Annotated in this window: 27 protein-coding genes and 3 tRNA genes; 11 read left to right on the top strand and 19 right to left on the bottom strand. The window is 55.8% G+C overall.

Translation table 11 applies throughout. The features are described 5' to 3' along the window. Positions 1-58 precede the first annotated feature (58 nt). The 6 genes from METFOR_RS16090 to METFOR_RS12115 all read left to right on the top strand — a co-directional run bounded on the left by METFOR_RS16090 (position 59) and on the right by METFOR_RS12115 (position 5,144). Positions 59-193 carry a hypothetical protein gene (locus METFOR_RS16090; protein WP_015286443.1) on the top strand — a complete coding sequence of 45 codons (135 nt, stop codon included), beginning with the start codon at positions 59-61 and terminating at the stop codon, positions 191-193. 208 nt (positions 194-401) lie between these two features. Continuing rightward, positions 402-668 (top strand): hypothetical protein, encoded by a 267-nt coding sequence (locus METFOR_RS12135; protein ID WP_048110988.1) that lies wholly within the window; start codon positions 402-404, stop codon positions 666-668. A 209-nt stretch (positions 669-877) separates the two neighbouring features. Continuing rightward, on the top strand, positions 878-3,943 hold the full coding sequence (locus METFOR_RS12125; RefSeq protein WP_015286439.1) for a hypothetical protein: 3,066 nt from the start codon (positions 878-880) through the stop codon (positions 3,941-3,943). Further along, positions 3,940-4,485 (top strand): DNA N-6-adenine-methyltransferase (Dam), encoded by a 546-nt coding sequence (locus tag METFOR_RS12120; protein WP_015286438.1) that lies wholly within the window; start codon positions 3,940-3,942, stop codon positions 4,483-4,485. The genes METFOR_RS12125 and METFOR_RS12120 overlap by 4 nt, the downstream gene beginning before the upstream one ends. After that, a complete protein-coding gene (locus METFOR_RS16085) occupies positions 4,482-4,610 on the top strand; it encodes a hypothetical protein (protein WP_267878659.1) in 129 nt (42 codons plus the stop codon). The genes METFOR_RS12120 and METFOR_RS16085 overlap by 4 nt, the downstream gene beginning before the upstream one ends. A gap of 30 nt (positions 4,611-4,640) precedes the next feature. Further along, a complete protein-coding gene (locus METFOR_RS12115; RefSeq protein ID WP_015286437.1) occupies positions 4,641-5,144 on the top strand; it encodes a ribonuclease III domain-containing protein in 504 nt (167 codons plus the stop codon). A gap of 337 nt (positions 5,145-5,481) precedes the next feature. Here METFOR_RS12115 and METFOR_RS12110 read toward each other — a convergent pair whose 3' ends face one another. The 9 genes from METFOR_RS12110 to METFOR_RS12065 all read right to left on the bottom strand — a co-directional run bounded on the left by METFOR_RS12110 (position 5,482) and on the right by METFOR_RS12065 (position 14,653). Next, a complete protein-coding gene (locus METFOR_RS12110) occupies positions 5,482-6,765 on the bottom strand; it encodes an APC family permease (RefSeq protein ID WP_015286436.1) in 1,284 nt (427 codons plus the stop codon). Positions 6,766-6,817: 52 nt separating this feature from the next. Continuing rightward, a complete protein-coding gene (gene thiI / locus METFOR_RS12105; RefSeq protein WP_015286435.1) occupies positions 6,818-7,930 on the bottom strand; it encodes a tRNA uracil 4-sulfurtransferase ThiI in 1,113 nt (370 codons plus the stop codon). A gap of 19 nt (positions 7,931-7,949) precedes the next feature. Beyond that, entirely contained in the window at positions 7,950-8,237 is a 288-nt protein-coding gene (locus tag METFOR_RS12100) for a DUF1894 domain-containing protein (protein ID WP_015286434.1), read from the bottom strand. Continuing rightward, entirely contained in the window at positions 8,225-9,247 is a 1,023-nt protein-coding gene (locus METFOR_RS15855; RefSeq protein ID WP_015286433.1) for a DUF1890 family protein, read from the bottom strand. Before METFOR_RS15855 ends, METFOR_RS12100 begins: the two co-directional genes overlap by 13 nt. Then, positions 9,244-10,719, bottom strand: coding sequence for a homoserine O-acetyltransferase MetX (metX, locus tag METFOR_RS12085; RefSeq protein ID WP_015286432.1), 1,476 nt, complete (start codon positions 10,717-10,719; stop codon positions 9,244-9,246). The genes METFOR_RS15855 and metX overlap by 4 nt, the downstream gene beginning before the upstream one ends. An 83-nt stretch (positions 10,720-10,802) precedes the next feature. Then, entirely contained in the window at positions 10,803-12,101 is a 1,299-nt protein-coding gene (locus METFOR_RS12080; protein ID WP_015286431.1) for an O-acetylhomoserine aminocarboxypropyltransferase/cysteine synthase family protein, read from the bottom strand. A gap of 52 nt (positions 12,102-12,153) precedes the next feature. Further along, complete coding sequence (gene pscS, locus METFOR_RS12075) at positions 12,154-13,518, bottom strand: O-phospho-L-seryl-tRNA:Cys-tRNA synthase (RefSeq protein ID WP_015286430.1); 1,365 nt, start codon at positions 13,516-13,518, stop codon at positions 12,154-12,156. Positions 13,519-13,548: 30 nt separating this feature from the next. Beyond that, positions 13,549-13,620, bottom strand: a tRNA-Cys gene (locus METFOR_RS12070). Positions 13,621-13,786: 166 nt separating this feature from the next. Then, the gene (locus tag METFOR_RS12065) at positions 13,787-14,653 is read right to left on the bottom strand and encodes a methanogenesis marker 8 protein (RefSeq protein WP_015286429.1); all 867 of its coding nucleotides are present in this window, start codon (positions 14,651-14,653) and stop codon (positions 13,787-13,789) included. Between the two features lie 293 nt (positions 14,654-14,946). Between METFOR_RS12065 and nadA the strand changes: the two genes are divergently transcribed. Continuing rightward, the gene (nadA, locus tag METFOR_RS12060; protein WP_083883439.1) at positions 14,947-15,267 is read left to right on the top strand and encodes a quinolinate synthase NadA; all 321 of its coding nucleotides are present in this window, start codon (positions 14,947-14,949) and stop codon (positions 15,265-15,267) included. A 63-nt stretch (positions 15,268-15,330) separates the two neighbouring features. Here nadA and METFOR_RS12055 read toward each other — a convergent pair whose 3' ends face one another. Next, positions 15,331-16,326 (bottom strand): radical SAM protein, encoded by a 996-nt coding sequence (locus METFOR_RS12055; protein WP_015286428.1) that lies wholly within the window; start codon positions 16,324-16,326, stop codon positions 15,331-15,333. A 106-nt stretch (positions 16,327-16,432) separates the two neighbouring features. Next, a tRNA-Cys gene (locus METFOR_RS12050) sits at positions 16,433-16,504 on the bottom strand. Between the two features lie 282 nt (positions 16,505-16,786). On the opposite strand from METFOR_RS12050, the gene METFOR_RS12045 reads away from it, so the two are divergent. Continuing rightward, positions 16,787-16,978: a winged helix-turn-helix transcriptional regulator gene (locus tag METFOR_RS12045; RefSeq protein WP_324602928.1), complete on the top strand. Its 192-nt coding sequence runs from the start codon at positions 16,787-16,789 to the stop codon at positions 16,976-16,978. Positions 16,979-17,114: 136 nt separating this feature from the next. On the opposite strand, the gene cysS is transcribed toward METFOR_RS12045, so the two are convergent. The 3 genes from cysS to METFOR_RS12030 all read right to left on the bottom strand — a co-directional run bounded on the left by cysS (position 17,115) and on the right by METFOR_RS12030 (position 18,897). After that, positions 17,115-18,374 (bottom strand): cysteine--tRNA ligase, encoded by a 1,260-nt coding sequence (gene cysS, locus METFOR_RS12040; RefSeq protein WP_015286426.1) that lies wholly within the window; start codon positions 18,372-18,374, stop codon positions 17,115-17,117. A 21-nt stretch (positions 18,375-18,395) separates the two neighbouring features. After that, positions 18,396-18,468, bottom strand: a tRNA-Cys gene (locus METFOR_RS12035). 198 nt (positions 18,469-18,666) lie between these two features. Beyond that, complete coding sequence (locus tag METFOR_RS12030; RefSeq protein WP_148277686.1) at positions 18,667-18,897, bottom strand: hypothetical protein; 231 nt, start codon at positions 18,895-18,897, stop codon at positions 18,667-18,669. A 284-nt stretch (positions 18,898-19,181) separates the two neighbouring features. Between METFOR_RS12030 and cysK the strand changes: the two genes are divergently transcribed. Genes cysK through pdxS form a run of 3 tightly spaced genes read left to right on the top strand, consistent with a single transcriptional unit; the run spans position 19,182 to position 22,051 of the window. Further along, a complete protein-coding gene (gene cysK / locus METFOR_RS12025) occupies positions 19,182-20,114 on the top strand; it encodes a cysteine synthase A (RefSeq protein WP_015286424.1) in 933 nt (310 codons plus the stop codon). Between the two features lie 11 nt (positions 20,115-20,125). Further along, positions 20,126-21,094, top strand: coding sequence for a serine O-acetyltransferase (gene cysE, locus METFOR_RS12020; protein ID WP_015286423.1), 969 nt, complete (start codon positions 20,126-20,128; stop codon positions 21,092-21,094). Positions 21,095-21,154: 60 nt separating this feature from the next. Then, complete coding sequence (pdxS, locus tag METFOR_RS12015) at positions 21,155-22,051, top strand: pyridoxal 5'-phosphate synthase lyase subunit PdxS (RefSeq protein ID WP_015286422.1); 897 nt, start codon at positions 21,155-21,157, stop codon at positions 22,049-22,051. Positions 22,052-22,189: 138 nt separating this feature from the next. Here pdxS and METFOR_RS12010 read toward each other — a convergent pair whose 3' ends face one another. From METFOR_RS12010 to nifS, 5 genes are all read right to left on the bottom strand, one after another. Beyond that, the gene (locus METFOR_RS12010; protein WP_015286421.1) at positions 22,190-22,612 is read right to left on the bottom strand and encodes a molybdenum cofactor biosynthesis protein MoaE; all 423 of its coding nucleotides are present in this window, start codon (positions 22,610-22,612) and stop codon (positions 22,190-22,192) included. 5 nt (positions 22,613-22,617) lie between these two features. Beyond that, positions 22,618-22,896, bottom strand: a complete 279-nt coding sequence (locus METFOR_RS12005) for a MoaD/ThiS family protein (protein WP_015286420.1) — start codon at positions 22,894-22,896, stop codon at positions 22,618-22,620. After that, positions 22,893-23,651 carry a HesA/MoeB/ThiF family protein gene (locus tag METFOR_RS12000; protein WP_015286419.1) on the bottom strand — a complete coding sequence of 253 codons (759 nt, stop codon included), beginning with the start codon at positions 23,649-23,651 and terminating at the stop codon, positions 22,893-22,895. The genes METFOR_RS12005 and METFOR_RS12000 overlap by 4 nt, the downstream gene beginning before the upstream one ends. A gap of 164 nt (positions 23,652-23,815) precedes the next feature. Then, the gene (gene nifU / locus METFOR_RS11995) at positions 23,816-24,247 is read right to left on the bottom strand and encodes a Fe-S cluster assembly scaffold protein NifU (protein ID WP_015286418.1); all 432 of its coding nucleotides are present in this window, start codon (positions 24,245-24,247) and stop codon (positions 23,816-23,818) included. Next, the gene (gene nifS, locus METFOR_RS11990) at positions 24,240-25,433 is read right to left on the bottom strand and encodes a cysteine desulfurase NifS (RefSeq protein WP_015286417.1); all 1,194 of its coding nucleotides are present in this window, start codon (positions 25,431-25,433) and stop codon (positions 24,240-24,242) included. Before nifS ends, nifU begins: the two co-directional genes overlap by 8 nt. Positions 25,434-25,485: the final 52 nt, after the last annotated feature.

Genomic DNA, 25,485 nt, shown 5'->3' with positions numbered 1-25,485 from the left:
GGCTCACATAAATCAATTCTTTTAGAAAAGCCTTGCTTGCACAGAGAGGTGAACTTTTATGGACCAACTTTGCGTTACACGTGAAGCTATCGAAGCCTATGAGCGCCGGACAGGATTTGACGGGCTCGGGCAATTTATGATCGACAAAGGACTGTTCGTACTTGCGGAGGAAAAACAATGCAAAACAGCCTGAACCCCTGCCCGCTTAACATGCAAGTCTACCACAACTACACAATGAGACGAACAGGGGGAGTAGATCGCTCTACTCAGATCATATTTAATTTTTTGACGGTTAACCCTGCCGAAATTGACATGACCTGTTGGTGATTTTTACGACGGTAAATCAGGTCATAATACGCAGAAGTAGCGGAGGCAAGGTTAACATCGAGACCCCCGAAGGATTGTACCCTCTTTCCCAGGAGGATATCCGGAATGTCCTCTTCTACGGGCACCGCGTTTCCGTTTTCCGGGACAATTGTGGTCCTGAAAGCGAAGCAACCATTTACGGAAAGCGACCCGGATTCAACGGCCAGAGGAGGATCATTTTCATCACGGCGACCCAGTCATTCTCGATTGCAGATGTCTCGTTTATCTCTGTCGTGAAGGGGAAGTGGGTTGCGGCTTCGATGATCGCGGATTCCCAACAGGTGGCCAATCATGTGGCATGAGTTGGAGGACCCCCTGGAGATGAGCGAGCGGAAGATCTGCCCGATTATGTCGGACTCGGGAGGCCGGATATTGTGCCAGGGGCGCAATTGTTATTCGGCATATCCCCGGGTCCTGATGGGGGAAACCCTCTGGTTCTGTACCATTATTGACGGCCCCGAACCAAAGCAAGCCGGGAACGGGCCGGTTCAGTTACCGGTACCGGGGGAACATGGGGGATGAGGTCCTTGCTGCCACCTGTATTCTTATCGCGCCCGGTCAGATAGTCGAGGTCCGGGCTATCACCGATGACGGGATAGCCTCCGGATATTTCGATTCGCCGGAAGACCTTGCGGAAAAGGTCGGGGCGCTGGATGTACTGCCCTCAGTACAGGGCATTTACATCACGCTCAACCCGGTCAATCCCGCGTTGCTTTCCCGCCGGGCCAACCGGATCAAGATACGGCTTGGCAAGAAGGATGTTACGACATCGGACGCTGATATCGTAAGACGCCGGTGGCTGCCGGTCGATGTGGACCCGGTCCGGCCCTCGGGAGTCTCCTCGACCGGGACGGAGCACGCGGCAGCGATAGCGAAGGCGAGGCGGATAGCTGAGTACCTGACCGGTATGGGCTGGCCGGCCCCGGTACTGGCTGATTCCGGGAACGGTGCACACCTGCTCTACCTCATCGATCTGTCCAATGATGACAGATCGCGGGACCTGGTGAAACACTGCCTCGAGGTCCTCGCCTCCGTGTTCAATGATGCGGTCGCTCAGGTCGATGTCGCGAACTTCAATGCGGCCCGGATCTGGAAGCTTTACGGTACGATGAGCCGGAAGGGTGACAGCACCGCGGACCGGCCCCACCGTCGGGCCGCTATCATCGAGGCACCGGAGGCTCCGGAAATTGTAGAACAAACCCTGCTCGTGCGGTTGGCCGGTGTACTTCCGGAACCTCCGGCCGCGCCAGCCCCGGCCCGACCCGCCGGTAAAGCCGGGAACCCGCCGGCCCGGGCCCCACTGGATCTCCGGCGCTGGCTTTCGGACCATCACATAGCTGTGCAGACCGAGAAACCCTACCAGGGCGGTACGCTGTTCCTCTTCGATCAATGTCCATTCTCCGGTGCGCACAAGGACGGAGCTTATGCGATCCAGTTCGCAAACGGCGCCATCCATGCCGGGTGCCATCACGAGAGTTGCGGAGGCGGGTCGCAGCGGTGGCAGGAATTGCGGGAGCGGTTCGAGCCGGGAAAGAAGCGGGCTGCCCCGAAGCCGGAGAGCCCGCCCCCGGGGATCCCGCCCGGTCCCGCACCGGGACCCGGGGATACATTTACTGAGGAGGCTCTGCTGGTCCTCCGGTCCGGAGATCCACTCCGGGCCATGCTCCGGACCTTCGCCCTCGATCATGAAGGCGATGACACGGTTGCCGAGTGCCTGATCATGTCGCTTGCCTCCCGCTCTGTCCTCAACACGACAGGATTGCACGTCTCCGTATCGGGAGAGAGCGGGAAGGGGAAGTCACACACGTTCTCGACATTGATCCGGCAGGTCCCGGAGCGCCATCAGCTCTCCGGCTCGATGTCGAACAAGGCCCTGTTCTACATCGACAACCTCCAGCCAGGCACAGTGATTGTCCTCGATGACACAAGCCTCTCGGACGATATGTCTGAGATCCTCAAGGGTGTTACGACCTCCTTCCGGAAACCGTTCATGTACCGGACCGTGAACAAGGACCGGAAAGGTTTCGTCTGCACAATCCCGGAGCGGTGCGTCTGGTGGGTGGCGAAGGTCGAAGGGAGCGGCGACGACCAGGTATTCAACCGGATGCTCACCTGCTGGATCGACGACACGATCGAGCAGGACAACCGGGTCCTCACCCGGATTCTCGAAGACAGCGAGGCCCTGCCGGAGCATGCTGAGGGGGAACGGCCCGATGTCCAGCTCTGCCGGGCCATGTGGGAACTGCTCGGGCGCGAGAGGCTGCATGTCGTTATTCCCTTTGCCAAGCGGATCCGGTTCCAGAGCCAGACTAATCGCCGGAATCCGGAGATGTTGCTGGGCCTGGTGAAAGCCCACACACTTCTCTTTTCGCTCCAGCGTGAGCGGCGAGAGGTAAATGGCGTGCCGTGCATCATGGCGACCCGGGCTGACTTCGACGGCGCGGCCCGGCTCTACAGTCTCCTCAATGGATCGGTGGGCGGCCAGACCACGAAACTGACGAAGATGGAGTCTGACCTGATCAACTCCATCGTTACCCTGCACTGGGTCGAGTTCACGATCCCTATGCTGCAGAAAGCCACGGCGCTCTCGAATGCTGTCCTGCACCGGCTGATCCACGGTTACACGAGCCGGGGTGCGGCATACACCGGGCTGCTGGAAAAATGTCCCGCGATCGCGTACACGGACCGCACGATCATCTCCGAAGATGAGATGACCGGGCACTCCACCCGTCGGAGGACGAACGCCTACACGTTCGATCACGACCTGTACGGGAAGTGGATGGCCGGCGGCGCTGTCTGGCTCGATGATGACCCGGGTCCGGACCCGGACGAGCCGGTGGAATCACGGCAGTCCGGCAGCAGGATTACGGAAGGTTCCGTGAGACAGAAAGCCGCTGATTCCGGCGGGGAATTGGATGTACTTTGTACAAACACACATTTAGCTGTACAAAATGGCAAATCCGGTGGAACTGCGGATCACACAAATGACAATGCCTCAGCTGAGCAGTCCGCAAGTACGTACGACGGTGACTCCGGAACTTCCGTGAGATCGGATCCGGATTCAGCACCGGCCCCGCTGAATTGTGAACCGGACGACCGGTCATCTCCGATTGCCTCACGGAAACCGGTGCCGGCCTCAGCTGGGAAGGAAAACAAGCCGGCGGCCGGAAAAATCACGGAACGCCGGTCCGTCCGGGCCTCGGACTACAAAAAGCTCGAGATCTATGAGGGGCGGAGCATCTGCTACTGCTGTGGACGGAAGGGTGCCTTGTATGTCGAGAAACTGACGGCAGAGCGCAAGGCCCGCCCGAAAGCGGAACGGGATGCCCGGTGTCTCTGCAAAGTCTGTTATCTCGCGGCTGCCGAAAAGCAGCGGGCCGGAGCCCCGCCCCTGCCCGGGACAATTGCCCTGGCAGCGATGGAGCGGATCTCCAGCAGCGTGGGCCGGTGTTCGGTCTGCGATCTGGCCCCGGCCGTGTATCTTGATCGCGGGACCGGTGTCCGGCTCTGCGAAGCCTGCTATTCACGGGAGGCAATGGAGCAGACGCAGAAGAAACGGGTGGGTGAGAAGCCATGACGGTCCCGGCAGCACTTCTCTCTCACGCCAGTACTGAGCATTACACCCCTCAGTACATCCTCGATGCCGTAATTGCCTGCATGGAAGCGATCGATCTTGATCCATGCAGCAACAGCCGGAAGATCCCGAATGTGCCGGCAGCGAGGCACTACACAGTTCAGGACAATGGTCTCCTGCGACCCTGGGTGGGCCGGGTATTCCTCAATCCCCCGTTCGGTTACGAAGTCGAGGATTGGTTCTCGAAGTTATTCCTGGAAACGCTGGAAGGCCGGACCACGGAAGCGATCATTCTCTGGAAGTCAGCGACCGAGACCTCCGCTTGGAAGACGCTCACCCGGCTCTCGTGCCGGGTCTGTTTCCCTTCGGCGCGGGTCCGGTTCGGCGGGCCCGGGAGCGATGAGCGGAAAAGCCCGACGTTCTCCCCTGCATTGTTTTACGTTGGCCCCCGTCCCGAGCGGTTCGAAGAAGCGTTTCGGCATATTGGCGATGTCTGGATCACTCCAAAGTCTGCGGGCCGGGATCCTGAGCGAGGTGTTAGTTGAGCGAAGGAAGCCTCAACCTCGGAGAGGCACTGCGGCTGGCCCGCGAGAAGGCGAACCGGGAACGGAACCGGGCGAAGTGCAGGAAGTATTACCGAAAGAAGGTAGAGAGAGGGAAACAGGATTGATTTTTATCCAATTCTATCCTTCACCCTACTATGGACCCGGCCAAAATCAAATTGCTCGAAGATGATCTCGGACATTCCTTCAAGGATAGAAGAGAATTATTCCGGGCTTTAACACACCCGACATTCGCGAAAGAAGAAAAAGAACGGAAAAACGATGCCCGAGACTGTCCTCATCAAGAAACCTACGCAACATTGGGGGATGCAATTTTAAAGGCGGGTTTTGTCTTACTGTTGATGGAGCTGGGTGTAAAAACCAAGGGGGACATCACCATTATCAAATCCGATCTGGAAAAAAATCTGAAATTAGCTGAAGTCGGAGCCCGTCTGAAACTTCTCGAAAATTATCTGATTTATCATCATATGGGGGAAGGCGATCAGCTAAAAACTGGAGAAAATAAATTGTATTCGGATACTGTCGAAGCATTAATCGGGGCAATTTTTATCGATACGGGTTGTTCTTTTACTGAAACGAAGGTCTGTATCTCGAAAATATTCGGTCCTGAATTACATCGGATGGTACATACGGAAAAATAACCTCAATTTGGCCTCCTTTTCTTGATCCCCTTCCCGGAAAACCCCGTAAAATCGAGATTTTCCAACCTCTTAAAAAATACGCTTTAAATGAACCCCGTTTGCCAAAATACGGCAGAATTGCACTTCATTAAAACGGCACCGGGGCCCTTTCTTTAGCCCTGTTTTTTGGCCCCTACTTTTCCCCATCCGGACCTGAAAAAGGCTGCCGGAACGCGAATACGAAGGCCGGGTTTTCCAACGGATGGTATAAAAAAACAGGCGAATGAGGAATATGGATATAAAACCGCGAGTTTCCTATTCGTTCAATCATACCAGACTCCTCGTTTTCCCGGGTATATCACGAGAGGGAACGAGAGAAAATTCCGCGAAACCGGCCGGTGATTACCAGGAACAGGGACCAGATGACGGTAATAGCAACCGGGTACAGGATTGCCCATCCGGCAAACAGGAATATCGCTACCGTCAGGATCAGCGAGATGATACTGACAAGCACCCCGAGCCGGCTGTCGCTCAAGAGGACTATGCCGGCTGCGCAGCCGCCGATATACGTGAGGATGAAGGTGGCGCTCGGGACCTGGATCAGCATGGAGAGCGAGACGATGCGAGTACTGAAAATAAAGAGCAGGATTGCAAAACAAACGGACAGGAAGATGAGCCCTCCCAGCGGGGTACGGTATTTTTCCGATCTGCGGGCCAGATAGCGTGGTGCGAATCCGTTGGTGGCCAGTGAGCATGCGAGACGGGATGCAGCCCCGATATAAGCGATTGCTGGCGCCATACAGACGAACAGGGCCGCAATACCGGCAACCATTGCACCGGCCGGGCCAAACGATGATTTGATGATAGCAATCAGGGAGACGTCGGAAATGGCTGGGCCATAACTCTGGGTTCCGACAACGACGAAAGCAGTAAGGAAATAGAGAATACTGATAATTCCCGCAGCGATCAGGGTTCCCCGGATAGCGTCCCGCTGCGGATCTTCAAAATCACCGGAAATATGTGCGATGGCTTCCCACCCGATGAAACACCAGAATAATACCGCGGATGCATGACCAATACTTTCCCAGCCATTCGGCATGAAGGGTGTGAAGTTTGCCGGGTCGATCGTGGCAATACTCCCGGCAAAAGTAATAATAAGGATGATAATCGTGGTCAGGACCACAGCTACCTGTACCTGTCCGGTCACCTTCATTCCGCGATAATTTACCAGAATGCCCGCTACAAGGATTGCCGTGGCAATCAGGAGACGCGCCCCGTCACCGAGATCCGCTGCTGCACAGATATACCCCGATCCCGTGAGGGCAAGGACCGGGGCACCGACCACAACCGAAAGGAGGAAGAACCAGCCGATAAGGGAACCAATCTGCGGATTGAAGGCCTTCGAAACAAATGCAGAGACCCCGCCGGCATCCGGGTAACGGGCCGACAGGAATGCCATTGCCAGTGACATCGGCACGACAAGAATTGCCATCAGCCCCCATGCTACAAGAGAAGCTGGCCCTGCAAGTTCGGCGGCCAGGCCAGGAAGGATCAGGATTCCTGAGCCGAGGACAGCGCCGGTATAAAGGGCGACAACATGCGGCAATTTGAGGGGGTGCCCGGGATTCACCGGCTCCTGCATGCCGACCCCCCTGTTTCCTGATCTCCAGCCGGTATTTTTCCTGGTTTCATCATTATACCGGTAGCGGCATATCCGTTGCTGTCATCTCTGCTTCCAACTCCCGGATTGTCTTCAGTTTCGCTTTTGTAGACGGCCCGTTCGGTACCGCCTTACAACCCGATGCAGATGATATGGATTCAGTAAATGTCCCGATCTCCCGGGCAATCCGGATTGCATCCTCCTTGTCGAACCCGATCAGGGGGCGGTGGATCGGGATTTCGGATGCCGCATCGGTGAGGACGACAAGGTTGTCGAGCGTCTGGCTCGCTACCTGACCGAGCGACTCACCGGTCACGATCCCCTGTGCGCCGTGCGCTTGTGCAAAGGCCGTCGCCACCCGGTACATCCGGCGCTTGCAGAAGATACAGGTATACTTCTCCTGGTGCAGTTTCACGAGTTCCTGTTTTGCCTCCGCAAGATAGGAATCCCTGATGACCGTCAGGGCAATCCCCGGCTGGTAACGTTCAAGTTCCCGGACAACACGCTCTGCCCGGGCAAGGGTCGTCTCGTCAAGGAACGTATCGAGTGCCACGTAGAGGGGCAGGATCCGGCAGCCGCGCTTCATCATCATCCATGCTGCAACCGGGGAGTCGATCCCCCCGGACACGAGGGCCACGAGCGTGCCCTCGACACCGAGAGGAAGTCCTCCAACCGCCTTTATGACCGTGTCATAGAGATACGCTTCATTCGCCCGGATCTCGATATGGATCTCCTTATCGGGATGGGCGAGGTTCACCTTGAGATGAGGGAATTCGTTTCGCAGGAGATTGCCGTATTCAATCGCCTTGTCGTTCGAGCTGAACGGGTGCTTGCCGACCCGCTTTACCCTGATTGCGAAGGTCTTTGCTGTCCCGATCCCGTGGCGGTGGCAGTAGCCGGGAAGATGTGTCCCGATCTCGTCAAGCCGGATATGCTCGACTTCCGAGAACGAGACGATGCCGAAGATATTTTTCAGGAGCCCTGGTTTCACATCCCCGTCAAGCCAGATCCTGCCCCGTTCGTTCCGGACGTGGATTTCGGGCATGACCTCGCGGATATTGGCGATCAGGGTATTTTCCCACTGTCTTCGGACAGGATCGGATTTTAAGAATATTTCAGAGTAGCGGACAAGCCACTGGTTCTTCATGCTCCTCTCTCTCCAGAATTTACTTCTTCTTTCTCGCTGTTTTCCGGACACGTGTCGTTTCATCGGCATCCTCTACCGCGAGCAGGTATGTGCCATGGCAGGGTTTTGTGTAAGGAAAAATGATCCTGTTGCCGTCGATACCCAGCGCAATGGGCGGCAGTCCGATAAGGTACTCGTCAAAGATCCGATAGCCGGGGTCGACATACCAGAATTCGGAATAATTCTTCTCCACGTACTCGCGGCACTCCTTAAATGATGCCCCGAGCGGCAGGATCATCTCGTACGGGAGGTTCTCTATACAACCCATCCGAACACCTCGTTGATCTTCTTTCTTAGCTGCATCGGGTTGTGCACCGCCTTGTCGACGATCTTCTCGCAGGGGAAATCGATCAGTGCTGCCAGTGCTTCCGGGTCCTTTCCGAAGATTATCACGATAAGACGGGAAGCCGGCAGGAGATGGCGCATCGTTGCTGCATACGAGATCCCGGCATCGCTGTGCGCAAAGACGATGCAGAGCTTGCAGTCCCGCTTCTTCTCTACGAGTTCTTCGATACATTTTTCGAGGACAATCGTTTCCGGCAGGTACAGTTTTTCCGGATCGGATACCTTCAGGAGGTTCAGGACCGCCGGGTTACCCGTGACCGTGAGTGCCGTACCGCGTTTCCTGAGATTGTGGGAGATGTGGAGTGCGAGCGCCTGCTGCACGGGGACTTCCGGGCAACCGGGGACGAGCAGGGCCGTTGATGCGACGGGTTTTTCAACCGGGTCTGTCCCGGGTCTTCTTCCGAAAGTATCGTCTTTCCGGAGACAGGATCCTGATCCGGGACATACAGGGTTCATGTCGCTCTCCCTGACCGGGTGGTGGCAGTAGGGGCAGGTAAAGTCACACTCCGTTCCCTCGTACGGACAGATGGTCATCGAGAGATCGGCGAGCGGGTGCCCCTTCCCCCGGATCTCGAACTCCTTGTACCAGCCAAAAGGTGCCCGCCTGACACTGATGGATTCAGCCCGGAGACTATTTTCAAGGCCTTTGAGAATGCCGAGTGCACACTCCGGTGAACCGAGTGTGCTCGTCAGGTGCGCATAGGGATAGATCATCACCTGGCTGACTTTCAGCTTTGCCAGTCGTGCCGTCACATTCTTCTTTGCGCTCTCGACGACATGCTCGGGATTTTTCTCATCAAGCTTTTCGACGCAGCAGAAGAGCACTACGCACTCCTCCATCCGGTCCTCCAGAATATCCACTGGTTCGGCCAGCTTCGTTTTTTTCGTGACACGGTACCACATGCAGTCGGCGTGGATAGAGAGGATCCTCATGGATTCGCTCTCCCGACCAGCACGCTGATTGCATCCGCCGTGATGAGCCCGATCACGTGCTGTTCCTCGTCAATTACCGGGAGCGCCGAGATGGCGTGCTCTTCCATCCTCTTTGCTGCTGCTTCTATCGGTTCATCCGGAGTTGTCGTCACCACATCCCGGGACATGATCTCGTCCAGCCAGAGAAAGTTGGATGCAACCGCCTTTGCTATGTCCCATGAGGTGACGATCCCTGCGAGCTGACCATTTGCGGAAAGTACCGGCAGGTGGTTCAGGCCCTGGTTGACCATCCGACGTGCCGTAACAGCAATCGTGGTCCCTTCCTCGATGGTATGGACGTCCGTGATCATGACGTCCCGTACCACGGTGCGGGAGAGAAACCTTCCCACAATATAGTTGAGCTGGCCGGATTCGAGGAGGAATGCGTCGTGGCCGTAATTCGAGCGGATCTCGCAGTAATGGATCTCTGCATCGTTTGCTGTCAGGGCCGAGACTATCTCCTGCGACTGGTAAGGTGGGTAGAGCCAGTCGGACGAGACCGAGATGACGAGGAACGCCGCATTCACGCCGGCAAGGCCGGTCGTGAGCGAACCGTCTTTTGTCAGGTCGAAGTAATCGATGGCCTTGGTGATGTAGAGATAGGAGTTCGCATCGAACCTTCTGGTGAAGGTATCGCCCTGGTGGTGGAGGTAACTCTCGATCTTGAAATCGGTGGAGAAGTCAAACCCGATCCGGTCCTTGCCCTGCAGTGCCCGGCCGAACTTCTCGTGCATGGACTCGTTTGAGAGGTATGTGATATGGCCTACCATCCGGGCGAGTGCCAGACCGTGGGTCGGGAGTGTCTTCCCGTAATAATCGCCGCCGTTCCAGTGAGGATCTGATATGATCGCCTTCCTGCCGACTTCGTTGAACGCGATCTGCTGGGGTGTCGAGTAACCGGTTGCGGCTATGACTACTGCCTTTCTCGTGGCATCCGGGTATGAAACGGTCCACTGCAGGACCTGCATGCCGCCCATTGAACCGCCCACCACTGCGTAGAGCTGGCTGATGCCGAGATGATCGATGAGGAGTTTCTGGGCGTTCACCATGTCCCGGATCGTGATGACGGGGAACTTTGCACCGAACGGTTTACCCGTTTCCGGATTAATGGATGACGGGCCGGTTGAGCCCTTGCATCCCCCGAGTACGTTCGAGCATATCACGAAGTACCGGTCCGTGTCGAGTGCCTTGCCGGGCCCGATAACGGAATCCCACCAACCGGGTTTCGTATCACCTTCGTGGAACCCGGCAACATGGGCATCACCGGAGAGTGCGTGGCAGACGAGGATGGCATTGCTCTTCTCGCGGTTGAGTTTCCCATAGGTCTCATACGCAAGCGTAAGGGATGGAAGGGTCTCCCCGCTTTCCAGCACGATTGGGGAGGAATAGTGGTATTCCTGAGTTTTAACAATTCCTGCGGATCCTTTGATCATCTGTACTCTCCATGTTGTTTCCAGCGTTTGTCCTGCAAAACAATCCCGGATATCCTGAAAGGGAGGTGGTTGGGGGCTCTTCCTTACGAACCAGCTTCCAGTGCCTGCTGCAAGTCCGCGATGATATCTTCGATATCCTCGGTACCGATAGAGAGGCGGACTAATTCCGGCGTTACCCCGGTCTTCTTCTGTTCTTCTGTGGTGAGCTGCTGGTGGGTCGTGGATGATGGGTGGATGACGAGACTTTTACTGTCCCCGATGTTGGCAAGCTGGCTGAAGAGTTTCAGGTTGTCGATGAATTTTCTCGATCCTGCTTCCCCGCCCCTGATGCCAACACCGACAATGGGGCCGTATCCTCCGGTGAGATATTTCTTCGTGAGCTCGTGGTTCGGGTTGTCGGGAAGTCCGGGATAGTTCACCCAGGCAACTTTCGGGTGGTCTTTGAGGAACTGCGCCACAGCTAATGCATTCTCCGAATGGCGGGGAACACGCAGGTGAAGAGTTTCAAGGCCGATTAAGAAGAGCCAGGCATTGAACGGGCTGAGCACGGCGCCGGTGTCCCTCATGAGTGAGACGCGGATCTTGAAGACAAAGGCAACGTTCCCGAGGCCCGGGAAGTTCCCGAACGTATCCCAGTACTTCAGACCATGGTAGCTCGGGTCCGGCTCGGTGAACTCGGGAAACTTCCCGTTGTTCCACGAAAATTTTCCGGAATCGACAATAACCCCACCGAGCGAGTTCCCGTGGCCCCCGATATACTTGGTGGCAGAGTGGACTACGATATCCGCACCAAACTCGATGGGGCGGACAAGCCCGACACCGGTCGTGTTGTCCACGATGAGCGGGATACCGGCATCGTGGGCGATCTTCGCGATCTTCTCAAAGTCCACAACATCCAGTTTCGGGTTGCCGATTGTCTCGGCAAAGATCGCTTTGGTCTTTTGCGTGATCGCCGCTTTGAACGCCTCCGGGTTCGTTGAGTCAACGAATACCACATGCCGCCCGAACTTCGGGAGCGTGTAGTGGAAGAACTCATAGGTGCCACCGTACAGGTTGTCGGCCGAAACGATCTCGTCACCGGGACGGGTGATGTTCAGGATCGCATACGTGATGGCTGCGGCTCCTGACGCGGTGGCGATTGCACCGGTTCCTCCTTCGATAGCAGCGATCCGCTTCTCGAAAACGTCCGTGGTCGGGTTCATGAGCCGGGTGTAGATGTTCCCGAGCTCTTTGAGCCCGAACAGATTGGCTGCGTGTTCCGTATTTTTGAACACGTACGACGATGTCTGGTAGAGCGGTACAACCCGGGACCCGGTTGTCGGATCGGGTACCTGCCCGGCATGGAGGGAGGTTGTTCCAAGATGGAATTTCTTTGTTGTCATGGTGGTTCCTCATTTGGTTTCGTATCGGGATTTTCCTTGAATTTTTCTCGGGTTATTTTTCCACCGCAAGGCCGTGTTTTTCTGCAACTTCACAGAAGGCATCCGCAAGGTAGCGGACTTTCTTATCCGAGAGGCCGTAGGTGTTCAGTTTCCAGGTCCGGGTTGCGCCGGCGAATTCGCCAACGATCCCCCGGGACGAGAGCTCGTCACTGAGGTAAAACCCCCGGCGCTTGTGCGTCTGGGCTACCGTGTCGAAGCTGCCAGTTGTGTCGACTTTTGTGAGGGTGTGTTTTCTCGGGTACTCGGAGAGCACCCGGCTGCCCGCGATCTTCAGCAGCCGTCCGATGAAGTAGTTGGAGCGTTGTACTTCCTCCTCCCACTTAAGGGTCCGCGCTTTTACCGTGGGGAACGATGCCATCATGGACAGCAGCGTCCCGCCCATCAGGGTGCAGCCGAGCATCTCGACTTCCTTGATCCCGAACTTGCGTTTGGTAAGATCTCCGACCATTGATGTGGTGCGGAGGGCTTTGGGCAGCCATTCCTCGGTCATCGCCAGTACTCCGGACGGCGCGACCGATGCCATACTCTTGTGTCCGGAGCCGACCACGAAGTCAGCCCCGATTGCCTTGCCATTGACCGGCATCACACCGACCGTGTAGGCGCCGTTATAGAGGAACGGGATGTCGTACTGGTGGGCGACCTTTCCGATCTCTTTTATCTCGTGCTCGTTGGCGAACTGGTAGTCGAAGTGGTCGATCATGACGAGAACGGGGAATTTTCCGGTCTCTGCTTTGACCTCCTCGATCTTCTGTGCCGTTGCTTCGCCGGTAACGATGTTTTTGTCGTTCAGCGGCACTTCTCTTACGACACCCCCGGCGTTCTCGACTGCGAGGAACTCGGTGTAATGGGCGAGAGCGGAAACGATAACCGTGTCACCCTTGTTGACGAGCGTCCCCGTCACTGCCTGGAACCCGCGGCGTGCTCCGGGCACGACCCGGGCATGGTCCATGCCCACAAACTTTGCAAGGTCTGCGTGAAACTCCGCGATGCCGGGCTTTGAGATCTTGTCGAGCCGGAACGGTTTGCGGCAGGCGTCGCACGTTGAGTACCCGTCACCATAGGAGATGAGGGCCTTCCTCGCTTCCGTTGTCAGTCTTCCAGCAGCCTGGATGGGCTGGATGTTGATTGCCTCTTCCTCCCGGGTGCGGAGATCGATGGAGCCGGCAATCTTCGTCACCTTCGGTGTGCCGGTGCCTGCTTCGAGATCCGCAAGGATGGCTTTCACTTCGGCAATTTTCTGCCGGAATGCGGCCTCCTCAGCCGGGTCGAACCCGGTCGGGAGCGACTCGCGGAAGAGCCCCCGGACCTCTTCAAGCGCGAAGAGTGCTTCGAATGTTTTCTGTATACGGATACTCATACTGTGTCACCTGTTTCTGGTACATAATTAAGCCAGCGCCCGGAATTGAACCGGGATGTAGCTGATCTGCAATCAGCCGCGTAACCACTCTGCCACACTGGCACTCTTGTTCACGATTGTGAATCTTACCATACCAAATAACAATTGTGAATATTTATAGGTTCGGTCATCGGCAGGATTTACCTGCTTCCGGAGTAAAAAACGCAATCAGATGTGAAAATATTAAAAGAGTATTTTTCCTCTGTATCATATCTCAGAAAGAAAGGGATCACACCAGCGGGTCAGGCTGGTTTGCATCCAGGGCCGGGAGTTTTGTGGGTTTTATCAGAACCGGTTCATCGGTCTGCCGTATCTTCTCGATGATGATCTCTTTTCCGCGTTTCGTGATAGCGAAGATCGGAACCGAGACACCTGCCTGGAGCAACGCCTTTGCCCCGGCAACATCCCGCACCGTCCCGGATGCACAGGAGGTCATCAGGTCTGCAGCGGCCACCATTGACTCAGCTTCTTCACGGGTGAGACCGGTGACATGGACACCAAAGATGAGCGTGTCAGGGAACGCAATCCGGATCTTCACTGCCACCTCGGGGCGTGCAACAGTCACGGCGACCTTCGTATACCCCACGTCATATGCCCATTCCACACCGGCGAACTGGTCGAGCGACGCATGCTTCTTATCCACAACTATACCGCCATGTTTCTCGATGCGCCGGATGACCTTCGCGATCGGACTCGTCGAGACAAGGCCCGACATCCTTCCCCCGATACCCTGGATCAGGGCAGGGTCCTTCACAATAACTGTTCCGGCACCATCGCATGCCAGCACTGCTGCATCGATCAGACCCGCACGAGACGCGAAACTGAGCAATTCTGTTGCTCCGAATCCCACGAACTCGCGGGTATCGATGACATCACGGTCGGGTGTGCACATGCCGAATGCCTTTATCCGGTGTTCGATGTTTGCCTTCACTGCATCTATGGTAATCACCGGCACCGGGTATGCAAACCGTTTTGCCAGCGGGCATTTCCTGACCTGTGCTTCGCCGATCTCCACGATAACACCATCCCGGATAACGATCCGGGACCGGCCAATCGCCTCGATGATATGTTCGTCACTAACAGAAGATGATTTCATAACCGTCACTGCCTTGGTAAAATGTTCCCGGGCCCTTCACGTGAACTGTTGTCGGAAACCGGACGCGCTGATATGCACTGGATATCAAGCAACGCCATACCAGCAGTATCGCACGTTCAACCGAGGGAATCCTGACCAAATAAATAACAATTGTGAATGCATAAACATTTTGATATAGGCAGTATCTGCCAGAGTTTTTCCCCCGGGAAGGTAAGCAAGAGACAATCCATTGGGGATTTCCACTATGCTGAATTCAACGGAACTCACAGAGAAGATTCAACAAATAAAACAAGATTCACCCGGAATGCAGACCGGAAGTGATTGACCTCGCGGATCCTGTTGCCAGTACATCGGGAGTCATCAGACATGTCTGTACTTCTGTTGATCCCGAGTTCGTCATCGGTACCGAAGTCGGGATCTTACACCGGCTCAAAAAAGAGTGCCCGGATAAACAGTGTTATCCCCTTTCGGACCACGCAATCTGCCGGAATATGAAAAAGACCGACCTCGCGAAGGTATATGCCGCGCTTATCCAAAACAGCTCCCGCATCACCGTCCCTGATAGTGTTGCCATAAAAGCGCGGGCGGCGATAGATCGGATGCTGGCAATCTGAAATTACCCGATATTGGCAAAAAATGGAAGTTCAGGACATGAAAGAGTATGCCTGAAAAAGGATTCACAGATCCCGCTGGGGAGTCAGATCGCAGCCGGTGCATGGCAGGCACATGGTCTGTGCAACCCGGATATCGAGCCCGTGGCGTTCGAGAGCGGATTTGTTGAGCCGTGCAAGGAGCATGAGGCGGTACCCTGACGGGCGGTCCACGGCGATCTCACCTTTCCTTAAGGGATGCGGCGAGATCGGGCGCAGGTTGGGGATGACTCCCATTGAGGTAAGAGTCTCGATTCCCTCCTGAACGCACGCGTCAGTCTCACCAAGGCCGATGATGAAGTTCGAGGATACCCGGTTCTTCCCGAAAACCCGGACTGCGTTTTCAAGAGAAGACAGGATATAATCCAGCGAGAGCCCGGGACAGACCCGTTCAAAGATTGCACGGTCCATTGTCTCGACATTGTACTTTATCTCAATGGCTCCTGCCGCATGGAGATCTTCGGTAGATGTTGCAGTCGGGTAGACCGAGACGCCGATGGGCAAATCGAATTGTGCTGCAAGATGCCGGACGACCTCGGCCATGTACCCGGCCTCTTTTTCCGGGGATTCTGCGACCCCGCTGGTCAGGGAGATGGCCCGTACCGTCCCCCGCGCCAGTGCAGCATCTACGAGCCCGGTGATCTCAGCAATCGTCTTTACATGCCCGTTCAGTTTCGGCACCGGGCAGAATTTGCAGTCAAAAATGCAGCGCTCACTGACCGTAATATAGGCCTGTTCCGGGCAGTGGCAGAGCGGGAGCTCCAATGTACCGTATGCAATGATCCTGCCCTCCTTCTGTACAGCCACCCCCTCGTTCCAGGGGATCACCTTCAGGGAGGAATCCGGTTTTATTGAGAGCCGGACCCGGTGATCGCCCGAACGAAGGAAAAATGAGACTCCGCCGGCCCCCGGTCCTGCGGTAGCCGTTGTCCTGAAATCGGCTGGCAGCAGGCAGGGGTCGATGTCTGCACTGCCGATGTTGATCAGGAGCGCTTTTGTTTCCGCTGTGAGACCCCGGTGCATTGTGAATTCTCCTTGTTACAAGAATGTAATTCTGATACCATATTCCGGTTCAAAGAACTGCTTCGCAGGTCTTCTCGTCCCCGCTGCACTTCGTCCCTCTTCGGAAAGCCAATGCCCGGATTCGAACCGGGTTGTAGCTGATCTGCAGTCAGCCGCGTAGCCACTCCGCCACATTGGCATTGTTTTTTTATCAGCGCAATTGTGCCATACCATGGTAAGCCAGGGATCTATTTAGGGAATGATTTACGGGCATTTTTTGCCGCAAAGTCCGGGGTCGCGGAATTTCCCGGTGCCTGATGGATCAGTTCCGGCAGGGGAAATCGAAATACTTAACAATTGTGAACTCTTACGTTGTTATGGTGATCCACTATGAGGGATCGTTTTTGTCGTAAACACAAACGGGAATAACAACATCCGAAGAATCGGGCACCTGCCGCCATCGGCAAAGCTCGTGTACAAAGTGCTTGAGAATGGTGGCCAGCTGACACAGAAGGATCTCATCCGCGAGACCTCCCTGCCATCCCGGACTGTGCGGTACGCATTGAACCGGCTCAAGGAAGAACAATTCCTCATCGAGCGTCATTATTTCATTGATGCCCGGCAGAGCCTCTACGGCCTTATCCAGCCATCGAAGGAGGTGGTTACGGTATGACGCGACCCCCCATGTGTCATGCTGGTAAGAAAAACCCGGCCTTCCGGGTGCGGTGCTGATACTGGCATCCCGTCCTCATCTCTCTTTATCCGTATTGAAAAAGGGGGAGATCTGGAACCTTTTTATGAGGATTTGATCACAATGACTGGTCCGTAATCGTAATACCGGCTGCTACCATCTTCTCGCGGATCAGATCGGCCACTTCGAACTGCTTTCTGGCCCGCAGCTCTGCACGGATCTCGTGAAGGACACTTAACGGTGCACTTGTCTCCCGGAGAAAATTGATCCCGAGGATCGCACCGTACTCCCGCAATGCCCCGATATCCCCGTTTCCGGCAAGTCGTTGGATTGCTGCCAGAGCCATCGGAGTATTGAGGTCGGCCTCCATGGCATCAGTGAAGGCTTTCCGGCCTTCCACATCGGGGCCATTGTCGTTCCGTGCAATTGCCCGGATATGCTCAAGCCCTTTGGCCGCATTGGCAAATCCCTCATCGGTTGCCTGGAGCGGGGACCGGTAATGAGAGAGCAGGATGAAATACCGCAGGATATCCTTGTTCCATCTTTTCAGGGCATCGCGGATGGTGGTGAAGTTTCCAAGAGACTTGGACATCTTCTCACCCTTGACCGTGAGGAAACCCGTGTGCATCCAGTACCGGACCATCGGGTGTTTCCCTTCCAGTGATTCCATCTGGGCTATCTCTGCCTCGTGGTGAGGGAAGATGAGATCGAGTCCGCCGCCATGGATATCGTACTGCTGCCCGAAGTACTTCTCGGAGATGGCGGTATCTTCGATATGCCAACCGGGCCGTCCCCTGCCCCAGGGGGAATCCCATGTGTACTCTCCGTACTCCCCGGTCTTCCAGAGCGCAAAGTCGAGCGGGTCCTGTTTTGTTGTATCAGTTACGCGGCTGACACGCTTCGTTTTGTCCTGGCCGGACAGTTCCCCGTTGCGCTCGAAGGAATCCACGTTGAAATAGACCCCGGTCTCCGTAACATAGGCCACGCCACGGGCAACCAGGCGCTCCACCTGACTGATGATCTCGGGAATGTGCGTTGTGGCCCGTGCATAGTAACTGACTGCATCGATACCAAGCGCCTGCATATCGCAGAAGTACTCGGTCTCGAACTTCCGGGCAAGCTCGCTCTGGGAGATATTCTCCTCGCGGGCCCGGTTGATGATCTTATCGTCAACGTCCGTGATGTTCTGAAGATAGAACACTTCTTTTCCGGTCCACCGGAGGTACTTTGTCAGTACATCAAAGGCTACATATGTCCGGGCATGCCCGAGATGCGAGTAGTCATAGACCGTAGGACCGCAGACAAACAGGTACACCCGGTCCGGGTGAAGAGTCTCTAACGGTTCAACGGTTCCTGACAATGTACTGTATAATTCCATTATGGTCTTCCTGGTATTGGACGCCGGCGGGTGGAGTCGAACCCCCAGACATTCGCTTTGCAGGCGAAGGCATTAACCGTTCTGCCACACCGGCTTTTTTTATCGGGACAGAGCCTCTGCATCAAAAATTCTATTGGGGGGATTTTTTATGAAAACCCCGGATATCACAGCGGGTGCGTGCTGTACTGCGTGAGGCGATTGTGATCGTTCGGGTATGGCGCTCCTGCGGCTGTGTGAGACCGCAGGTGCATACCCGGATCATGGATGAGGACGTGAGTTCAGGACGAAAGGTTCAGGGACACATACCATCGGCTGCGAATCGTCCGCGGACCCCGCGGTGTGCAGTCATCTGCGTGCCTGTGCATGTCAGCTCCTCTGGACAACAATACTGTCCGGAGCTCCGGATACCGCTGAACCGTTCGACCGGCCTGACCAGCCTGATGCCGGGACGGGCGCGGCCCGCATCACCGGATGCTTCCGGGACTGCTGCGGTTTTTGCGATATTCGCGTGGTATATGTTCATAGCTTTGTTCCTGTTCACGAGTGTGAACACACAGTATGGAACAGGCATGCTGATATAGCCTGATTTTGCGTCAGGTTTTGCCGCAATCTTTATCGCCGTCACAGGCCGGGTGTAATCGCCATGGTATCAGGAATGGTAATTTTTGCCGAGACCAAGGTATTTATCTTCCAATGATAATTAACAATTGTGAAGTCAGGAATGGTCCAACCGGATCCCACGGTCACCCTGCCACCAGACCGGGATTCTTCAATACCTGATCATTCCTGAAACCAGGAAGTATTCCCATGACAAAAATTTACGAAAATATCCTCGCAACCATCGGCGACACCCCGCTCGTGCGGCTGAACCGCATAACCGCCGGGGCCGGGGCAACCGTGCTTGCCAAGCTCGAGTCCTTCAACCCGGGTAGCAGCGTTAAGGACCGGATTGCCATATCCATGATCGATGCCGCGGAAGCGGGAGGGCTATTCAAAGCTGATACCATCATCCTTGAACCCACAAGCGGTAATACCGGCATCGGGCTTGCCATGGTCGCGGCGGCCCGTGGTTATAAGATTACTCTCGTCATGCCGGAGACCATGAGCATCGAACGGCGGAAACTTGCCAAGGCGTTCGGTGCGAAGATTGTGCTCACCCCCGGGGCCGAGGGGATGAAAGGAGCAGTTGCCAAAGCCGAGAAGATGGCTGCGGAGAACCCGGACTACTTCTATATTCCCCAGCAGTTCAAAAATCTGGCAAATCCCGAGATCCACCGGAAGACAACCGCTGAGGAGATTTGGCGCGATACCGACGGAAAAGTCGATATCCTTGTTGCCGGTGTGGGGACCGGCGGGACAATCACCGGCATCGCGGATGTAATCGGGAAGAAAAAACCCTCGTTCCGTGCCATCGCGGTCGAACCTGACGCATCGCCGGTCCTCTCTGGCGGATCTCCCGGCCCACACCGGATCCAGGGGATAGGTGCTGGTTTTGTACCGGACATCTTCCAGCGCGATCTTATTGATGAGATCATCCGGGTGAAGAACGAGGATGCTTTTGACACCGCACGCAGGCTCGCACGCGAGGAGGGCATCCTTGCCGGGATTTCCGGCGGTGCTGCCCTGTATGCTGCACTTAACGTTGCCTGGCGTCCCGTAAACAAGGGAAAGATCATTGTTGTCATACTCCCCGACACCGGTGAACGCTACCTGAGTATCCCCGATCTTTTCCCGGAGTAAGAGGGACCGTTATGGTGTTTGACCACATCCGTGAAGATATATCCGCAATTTATGGGAAGGATCCCGCGGCCCGATCCACACTGGAGATCCTGTTTTGTTACCCGGGACTCCATGCCCTCTGGTTCCACCGAAGGGCCCACTGGCTCTGGCTCCATAACCTGAAGTTCTTTGCCCGGTTCATCTCGCACATCAGCCGGTTCCTGACCGGGATCGAGATCCATCCCGGAGCAACCATGGGTCGCCGCGTGGTCATCGACCATGGCATGGGTGTTGTCATCGGGGAGACTGCTGAAGTGGGGAACGATGTCCTCATCTACATGGGGGTTGTCCTTGGCGGCACGGCCCTTGAGAATGTCAAACGCCATCCGACTATTGAGGCCGATGTGATCCTTGGTTCCGGTGCTACCATCCTTGGACCCATCCGGATTGGCAAAGGGGCAAAAGTGGGTGCGGGATCGGTAGTGGTCCGCACGGTGCCGCCGGGTGCGACCGTGGTAGGGGTCCCTGGCAGGATTGCCGGGCCGGAACACGGCCGGAAAACAGACGAGCAGACCGAAGAAGTGATGCCCGACCCGATGCTCCGGGTCATCAGCCGGCTGCTTGACCGGCAGAACCAGCTGGAGGAACGGCTTCGTACCATCGAACAGACAAAGCCCGACACGGGCCCGGCTGCACTACCGCAGGAAGTTGTCTGTGAAAACGAGATACGGGAGGCATTGAAGGAGGTAATCGATCCTGAGGTGGGCATTGATATTGTGGACCTCGGGCTTATCAAGGAGATCCGGGTTGCCGGAACCCGTGTAGAGATTGACATGGTCCTCACGTGTAAAACCTGCCCTCTCACCGATCATCTTTGCGATCAGGTCCGGCGGAAGGCGCTGGGGGTGTGCGGCATCGGGCAGGTGACGGTGAATGTGCTTGATGAGCCGTGGAACTGGGACCGGTTCGTGAAACAGCGGGGCAACCTCCGCCAGATCTGAAATCACTCAGATACTACCATTTTTACAAAAATTTTCTTTACAAAAGAAAGGAGAATCCAGATGGAATTATCAGAACTCAGGCATGGTACCGAACTCCTCAAACGGGGATTTGCTGCCATGCAGAAAGGCGGCGTGATCATGGATGTCGTGAACGCCGAACAAGCGAAGATAGCAGAAGAAGCCGGTGCCGTTGCGGTGATGTCGCTCGAACGGGTGCCGTCAGATATCCGCAAGGCCGGCGGCGTTGCACGGATGGCGGATCCGGAAAAAGTGATCGAGATTATCGAGGCCGTCACGATTCCCGTGATGGGCAAGGTCCGGATCGGTCATTTTGTCGAGGCACAGTTACTGGAAGTACTTGGCGTGGATATGATCGATGAAAGCGAAGTCCTGACTCCAGCCGATGAAGAGTTCCACATCGAGAAGACAAAATTCACTGTCCCGTTTGTCTGCGGTGCCCGGAACCTCGGCGAAGCGCTCCGAAGAATCAACGAAGGTGCGGCCATGATCCGCACGAAAGGCGAGGCCGGTACCGGCAACGTTGTCGAGGCGGTCCGCCACATGCGGGCGATCCAGGGAGGGATCCGCACGATCCAAAAACTCGAACCACAGGAACTTGTGGCATATGCCCGCGAGATCGAAGCCCCGGTCGAGCTTCTCATCGAGACCGCAAAACGGGGGCGGCTGCCCGTTGTGAACTTCTCGGCCGGTGGTATTGCCACTCCTGCCGATGCCGCCCTTATGATGCAGCTGGGCGCTGACGGTGTCTTTGTAGGGTCCGGGATCTTCAAGTCAGAGAACCCGGCCCGCCGGGCAAAGGCTATTGTCGAAGCCGTGAACCACTTTACCGATGCCACAGTCATTGCAAACGCGAGCAGGAATCTTGGGGAAGCGATGCCCGGGCTGGATGTGCACCTGCTGACAAAAGAAGAGACGCTTGCGACACGCGGGCGGTAATTTTTATCTGGTGAACGATTGACTGAACAAGAAAAGGGATAAAAAATGTGAAAAGGGAGAACTCATGTTCATTCCCCACTTTATCCTGAAAATTCTGAACTAAATAATGGAGCACAAGAAAAGATGCAGGTCATTTCTTCATAGTATCGCCGATCCGTGCCCGTGCTCGCCCGGCACCCACCTCCCTCCGTCTTTGGTCAGTTCCTTCTTCCAGACAGGAACGCTCTTCTTGATCTCTTCGATGATATACCGGGATCCTGCATATGCATCGGGGCGGTGACCGGCACTCACCACGATGATCAGGATATTCTCGCCGACCGCAAGCCGCCCGATACGGTGGATGATATCGACATGCAGGAGCCGGAACTGTTCCATTGCTGCTGTTGCGATCTTCTCCATCTCGGCGACCGCCACCTCCGCGTAGGCTTCCAGTTCCATCTCGGTGATATCGTCATCCCTGACGATCCCGTCAAAGAGGACGATCGCACCGGTCCCGGGCCTCTTTGCCGCTTCGATGAGGGCGCCGATATCCACATCCTCTTTCTGGACCCTGAACACCATGGACCCTATCCTCCTGCAACGGGCGGGAAGACCGCGATCTCGTCGCCATCGGTAACTGTGATTGTCCCGGCCTCGGCAGTCTCCACACGCTTCTTGTTCCGCATCAGGATCACGAACTCGCGGAACGCTCCCTGTTCATCGAAGATCGCAGCATAGCCGTCCGTGTTCTTTTGGGCAACCTCAGCAACAAGGTCCGCAAGCCGGGTGCCGTCATGGGGCTCAACAATAATATCTGTCCCGAGGAGTTCCCGGAACCGTGCAAAAAATCTCAACGTTACCTTCATCGTATCATCCTCGCAGGCGGTTCTGTACCAGCCCCGCTCCCGCAAACCGGGCAGGCCGGGTTCTTCTCAAGTGCAATTTCCTCGGACGTTGCTGCAAGACCGTCCCAGAGGAAGAGCCGGCCGGCCAGCAGCTCGCCCTGTTTTGTGAGATACTTGACAACCTCGGTTGCCTGTATCGTTCCGATGACCCCGGGCGTTGCCCCTACCACCGGGAAAACCTCCTTTGGGGGAGCCCGGGGGAAGATGCAGGCCAGGCATGGGGTTTTTTCCGGGAGGATGGTCGTCGCCTGCCCGTAGAATCCCCGGATGGCCCCGTGGAAGAACGGGATTTTCTTCTCCAGCGCAACACGGTTGAGCAGATAACGGACCGGGTAGTTATCCATCGCGTCAACGATTCCGTCAGCCTGTCCCACCAGCCCGCGGATATTGTCAGCGGTGATGGTGGTATCGATCGCGTTGATGATGATATCCGGGTTATACTCCCGGAGCTTCGCGATGGCCGAGACCGTCTTCTTTTTCCCGATATCCCGGTCCGTATGGAGGATCTGGCGGTTCAGGTTGCTCTGGTCAACGGTATCCATATCGACAATCGTGATCTCCCCGACCCCGGCAACCGCGAGATAGATGGCTGCGGGCGAGCCAAGACCGCCGGCCCCGGCTATGAAGATGTGCGAAGATTTCAACCGTTCCTGCCCTTCGTTCCCGAAAAGCAGGATTTGACGCTTGTAGCGTTCACGTTCGCGTTCTGATAACATTTCTCACCTGGGGTTTGACAGGAAAACCTGTTCACCGGTAAAACCGTCGCATACCGTGATGCGGATCGGGTTGTCCCATGCTCACCTTTGCCGGGGACAAATAAATGAGATGATGTTTCGGCAATTTTTTCCGCATTGCTGCATGGTCCGGGTGCTGACCGCCGTTAATGCTCGCAGGTCACATCCTCATGTTCATGGGAGTGCGGGTTCTTCTCCTCCCATTCGGGAAGTCCCTGTTTCTTCCGGTAATTATTAATCGCTTTGTGGATACCTTCCTCGGCAAGTACCGAACAGTGCATCTTGATCGGTGGCAGACCTTCGAGTGCATCGGCAACCGCCTTGTTGGATACGTCCCACGCTTCCTCAAGGGTCTTGCCTTTCACCAGTTCCGTTGCCATGCTGCTCGATGCGATGGCAGCGCCGCAGCCGAACGTCTTGAACTTTGCATCGGTGATGATGTTATTCTCAATCTTGAGGTAAATGTTCATGATGTCGCCGCAGACCGGGTTGCCGACCTCGCCAACCCCGTCAGGGTTCTCAATCTCGCCCACGTTACGGGGATTTTTGAAATGGTCCATTACCTTGTCGCTATACATTCCTCTTTTCCTCCTTTTCGCCTTTGTACAGGGGGGACATCGCGCGAAGACGGGATACTACCTTCGGCAGCACCTCCAGCACGAAGTCCACGTCCGCTTCCGTGTTTGCATCGCCCAGTGTCAGCCTGAGGGAGCCATGCGCAACTTCGTGCGGAAGGCCGATTGCCAACAGGACGTGCGAGGGTTCGAGCGACCCCGAGGTGCAGGCACTGCCGGTCGATGCACAGATCCCCTCGTCATCGAGCCAGAGAAGCATGGATTCCCCCTCGATGAATTCGAAGCTGATGTTGATATTGCTCGGCAGCCGTTTCTCCGGGTGACCGTTGAGACGGGCATGCGGGATTTTTTCAAGGATCCCGTTCAGGAGCCGGTCCCGGAGAGTCCGGATTTGCGTATTGTGCCATTCAATATCCGCCGTTGCGAGTCCGATAGCTTTTCCCATCCCGACAATCGCGGCAATGTTCTCGGTGCCTGCCCGGCGCCGGTTTTCCTGGCCCCCGCCGTGGATCAGGTTGTCAATCCTTGTGCCCTTCCGGATGTAGAGCGCCCCGCAGCCCTTTGGCCCGTAGAACTTGTGGGCAGAGAGCGAGAGCAGGTCGATGTTCTGCGTCCGCACATCGATTGGCACATTGCCGATTGCCTGCACGGCATCGGTGTGGAAGGGGATCTTGTGCTTCCGGGCAATCGCGCCAAGTTCTGCAACGGGTTCGATAGTGCCGATCTCATTGTTGGCGTACATAATCGAGATCAGGATTGTCTTGTCGGTAATCGCACGTTCAAGGTCTGCTGGATCGATAAGTCCATAGTGATCGACCGGGAGGTACGTTACGGTGAAACCTTCCTTTTCAAGATACTGGCAGGTATGGAGAACGGCATGATGCTCGATTGCCGATGTTATGATATGGTTTCCCTTTTTCCGATTGGCAAAGGCAACACCTTTGATTGCCCAGTTGTCGGACTCGCTCCCTCCGGAAGTAAAAAAAATCTCGCCGGGTTCAGCTCCGACGGCCTTTGCAACCTGTGCCCGTGATGTCTCGATTGCGTTCCTTGATTCACGGGCAATGCGGTAAATCGATGACGGATTGCCGAAATGAGTATTCATGCAGGACCACATGGTATCCGCGACAGAGGGTTTTACCGGTGTGGTTGCAGCATGATCCAGGTAAATGATGCGTTTCTCTCCCATGATTCCTCCCCTAACGTTTTCGAATGAGCGGGCTGATACAATATATTTTTGT

Source organism: Methanoregula formicica SMSP (assembly GCF_000327485.1).
Classification (GTDB): domain Archaea; phylum Halobacteriota; class Methanomicrobia; order Methanomicrobiales; family Methanospirillaceae; genus Methanoregula; species Methanoregula formicica.
The sequence above is the reverse complement of the archived record's forward strand: the minus strand, read 5'-3'. Positions and strand labels throughout refer to the sequence as shown.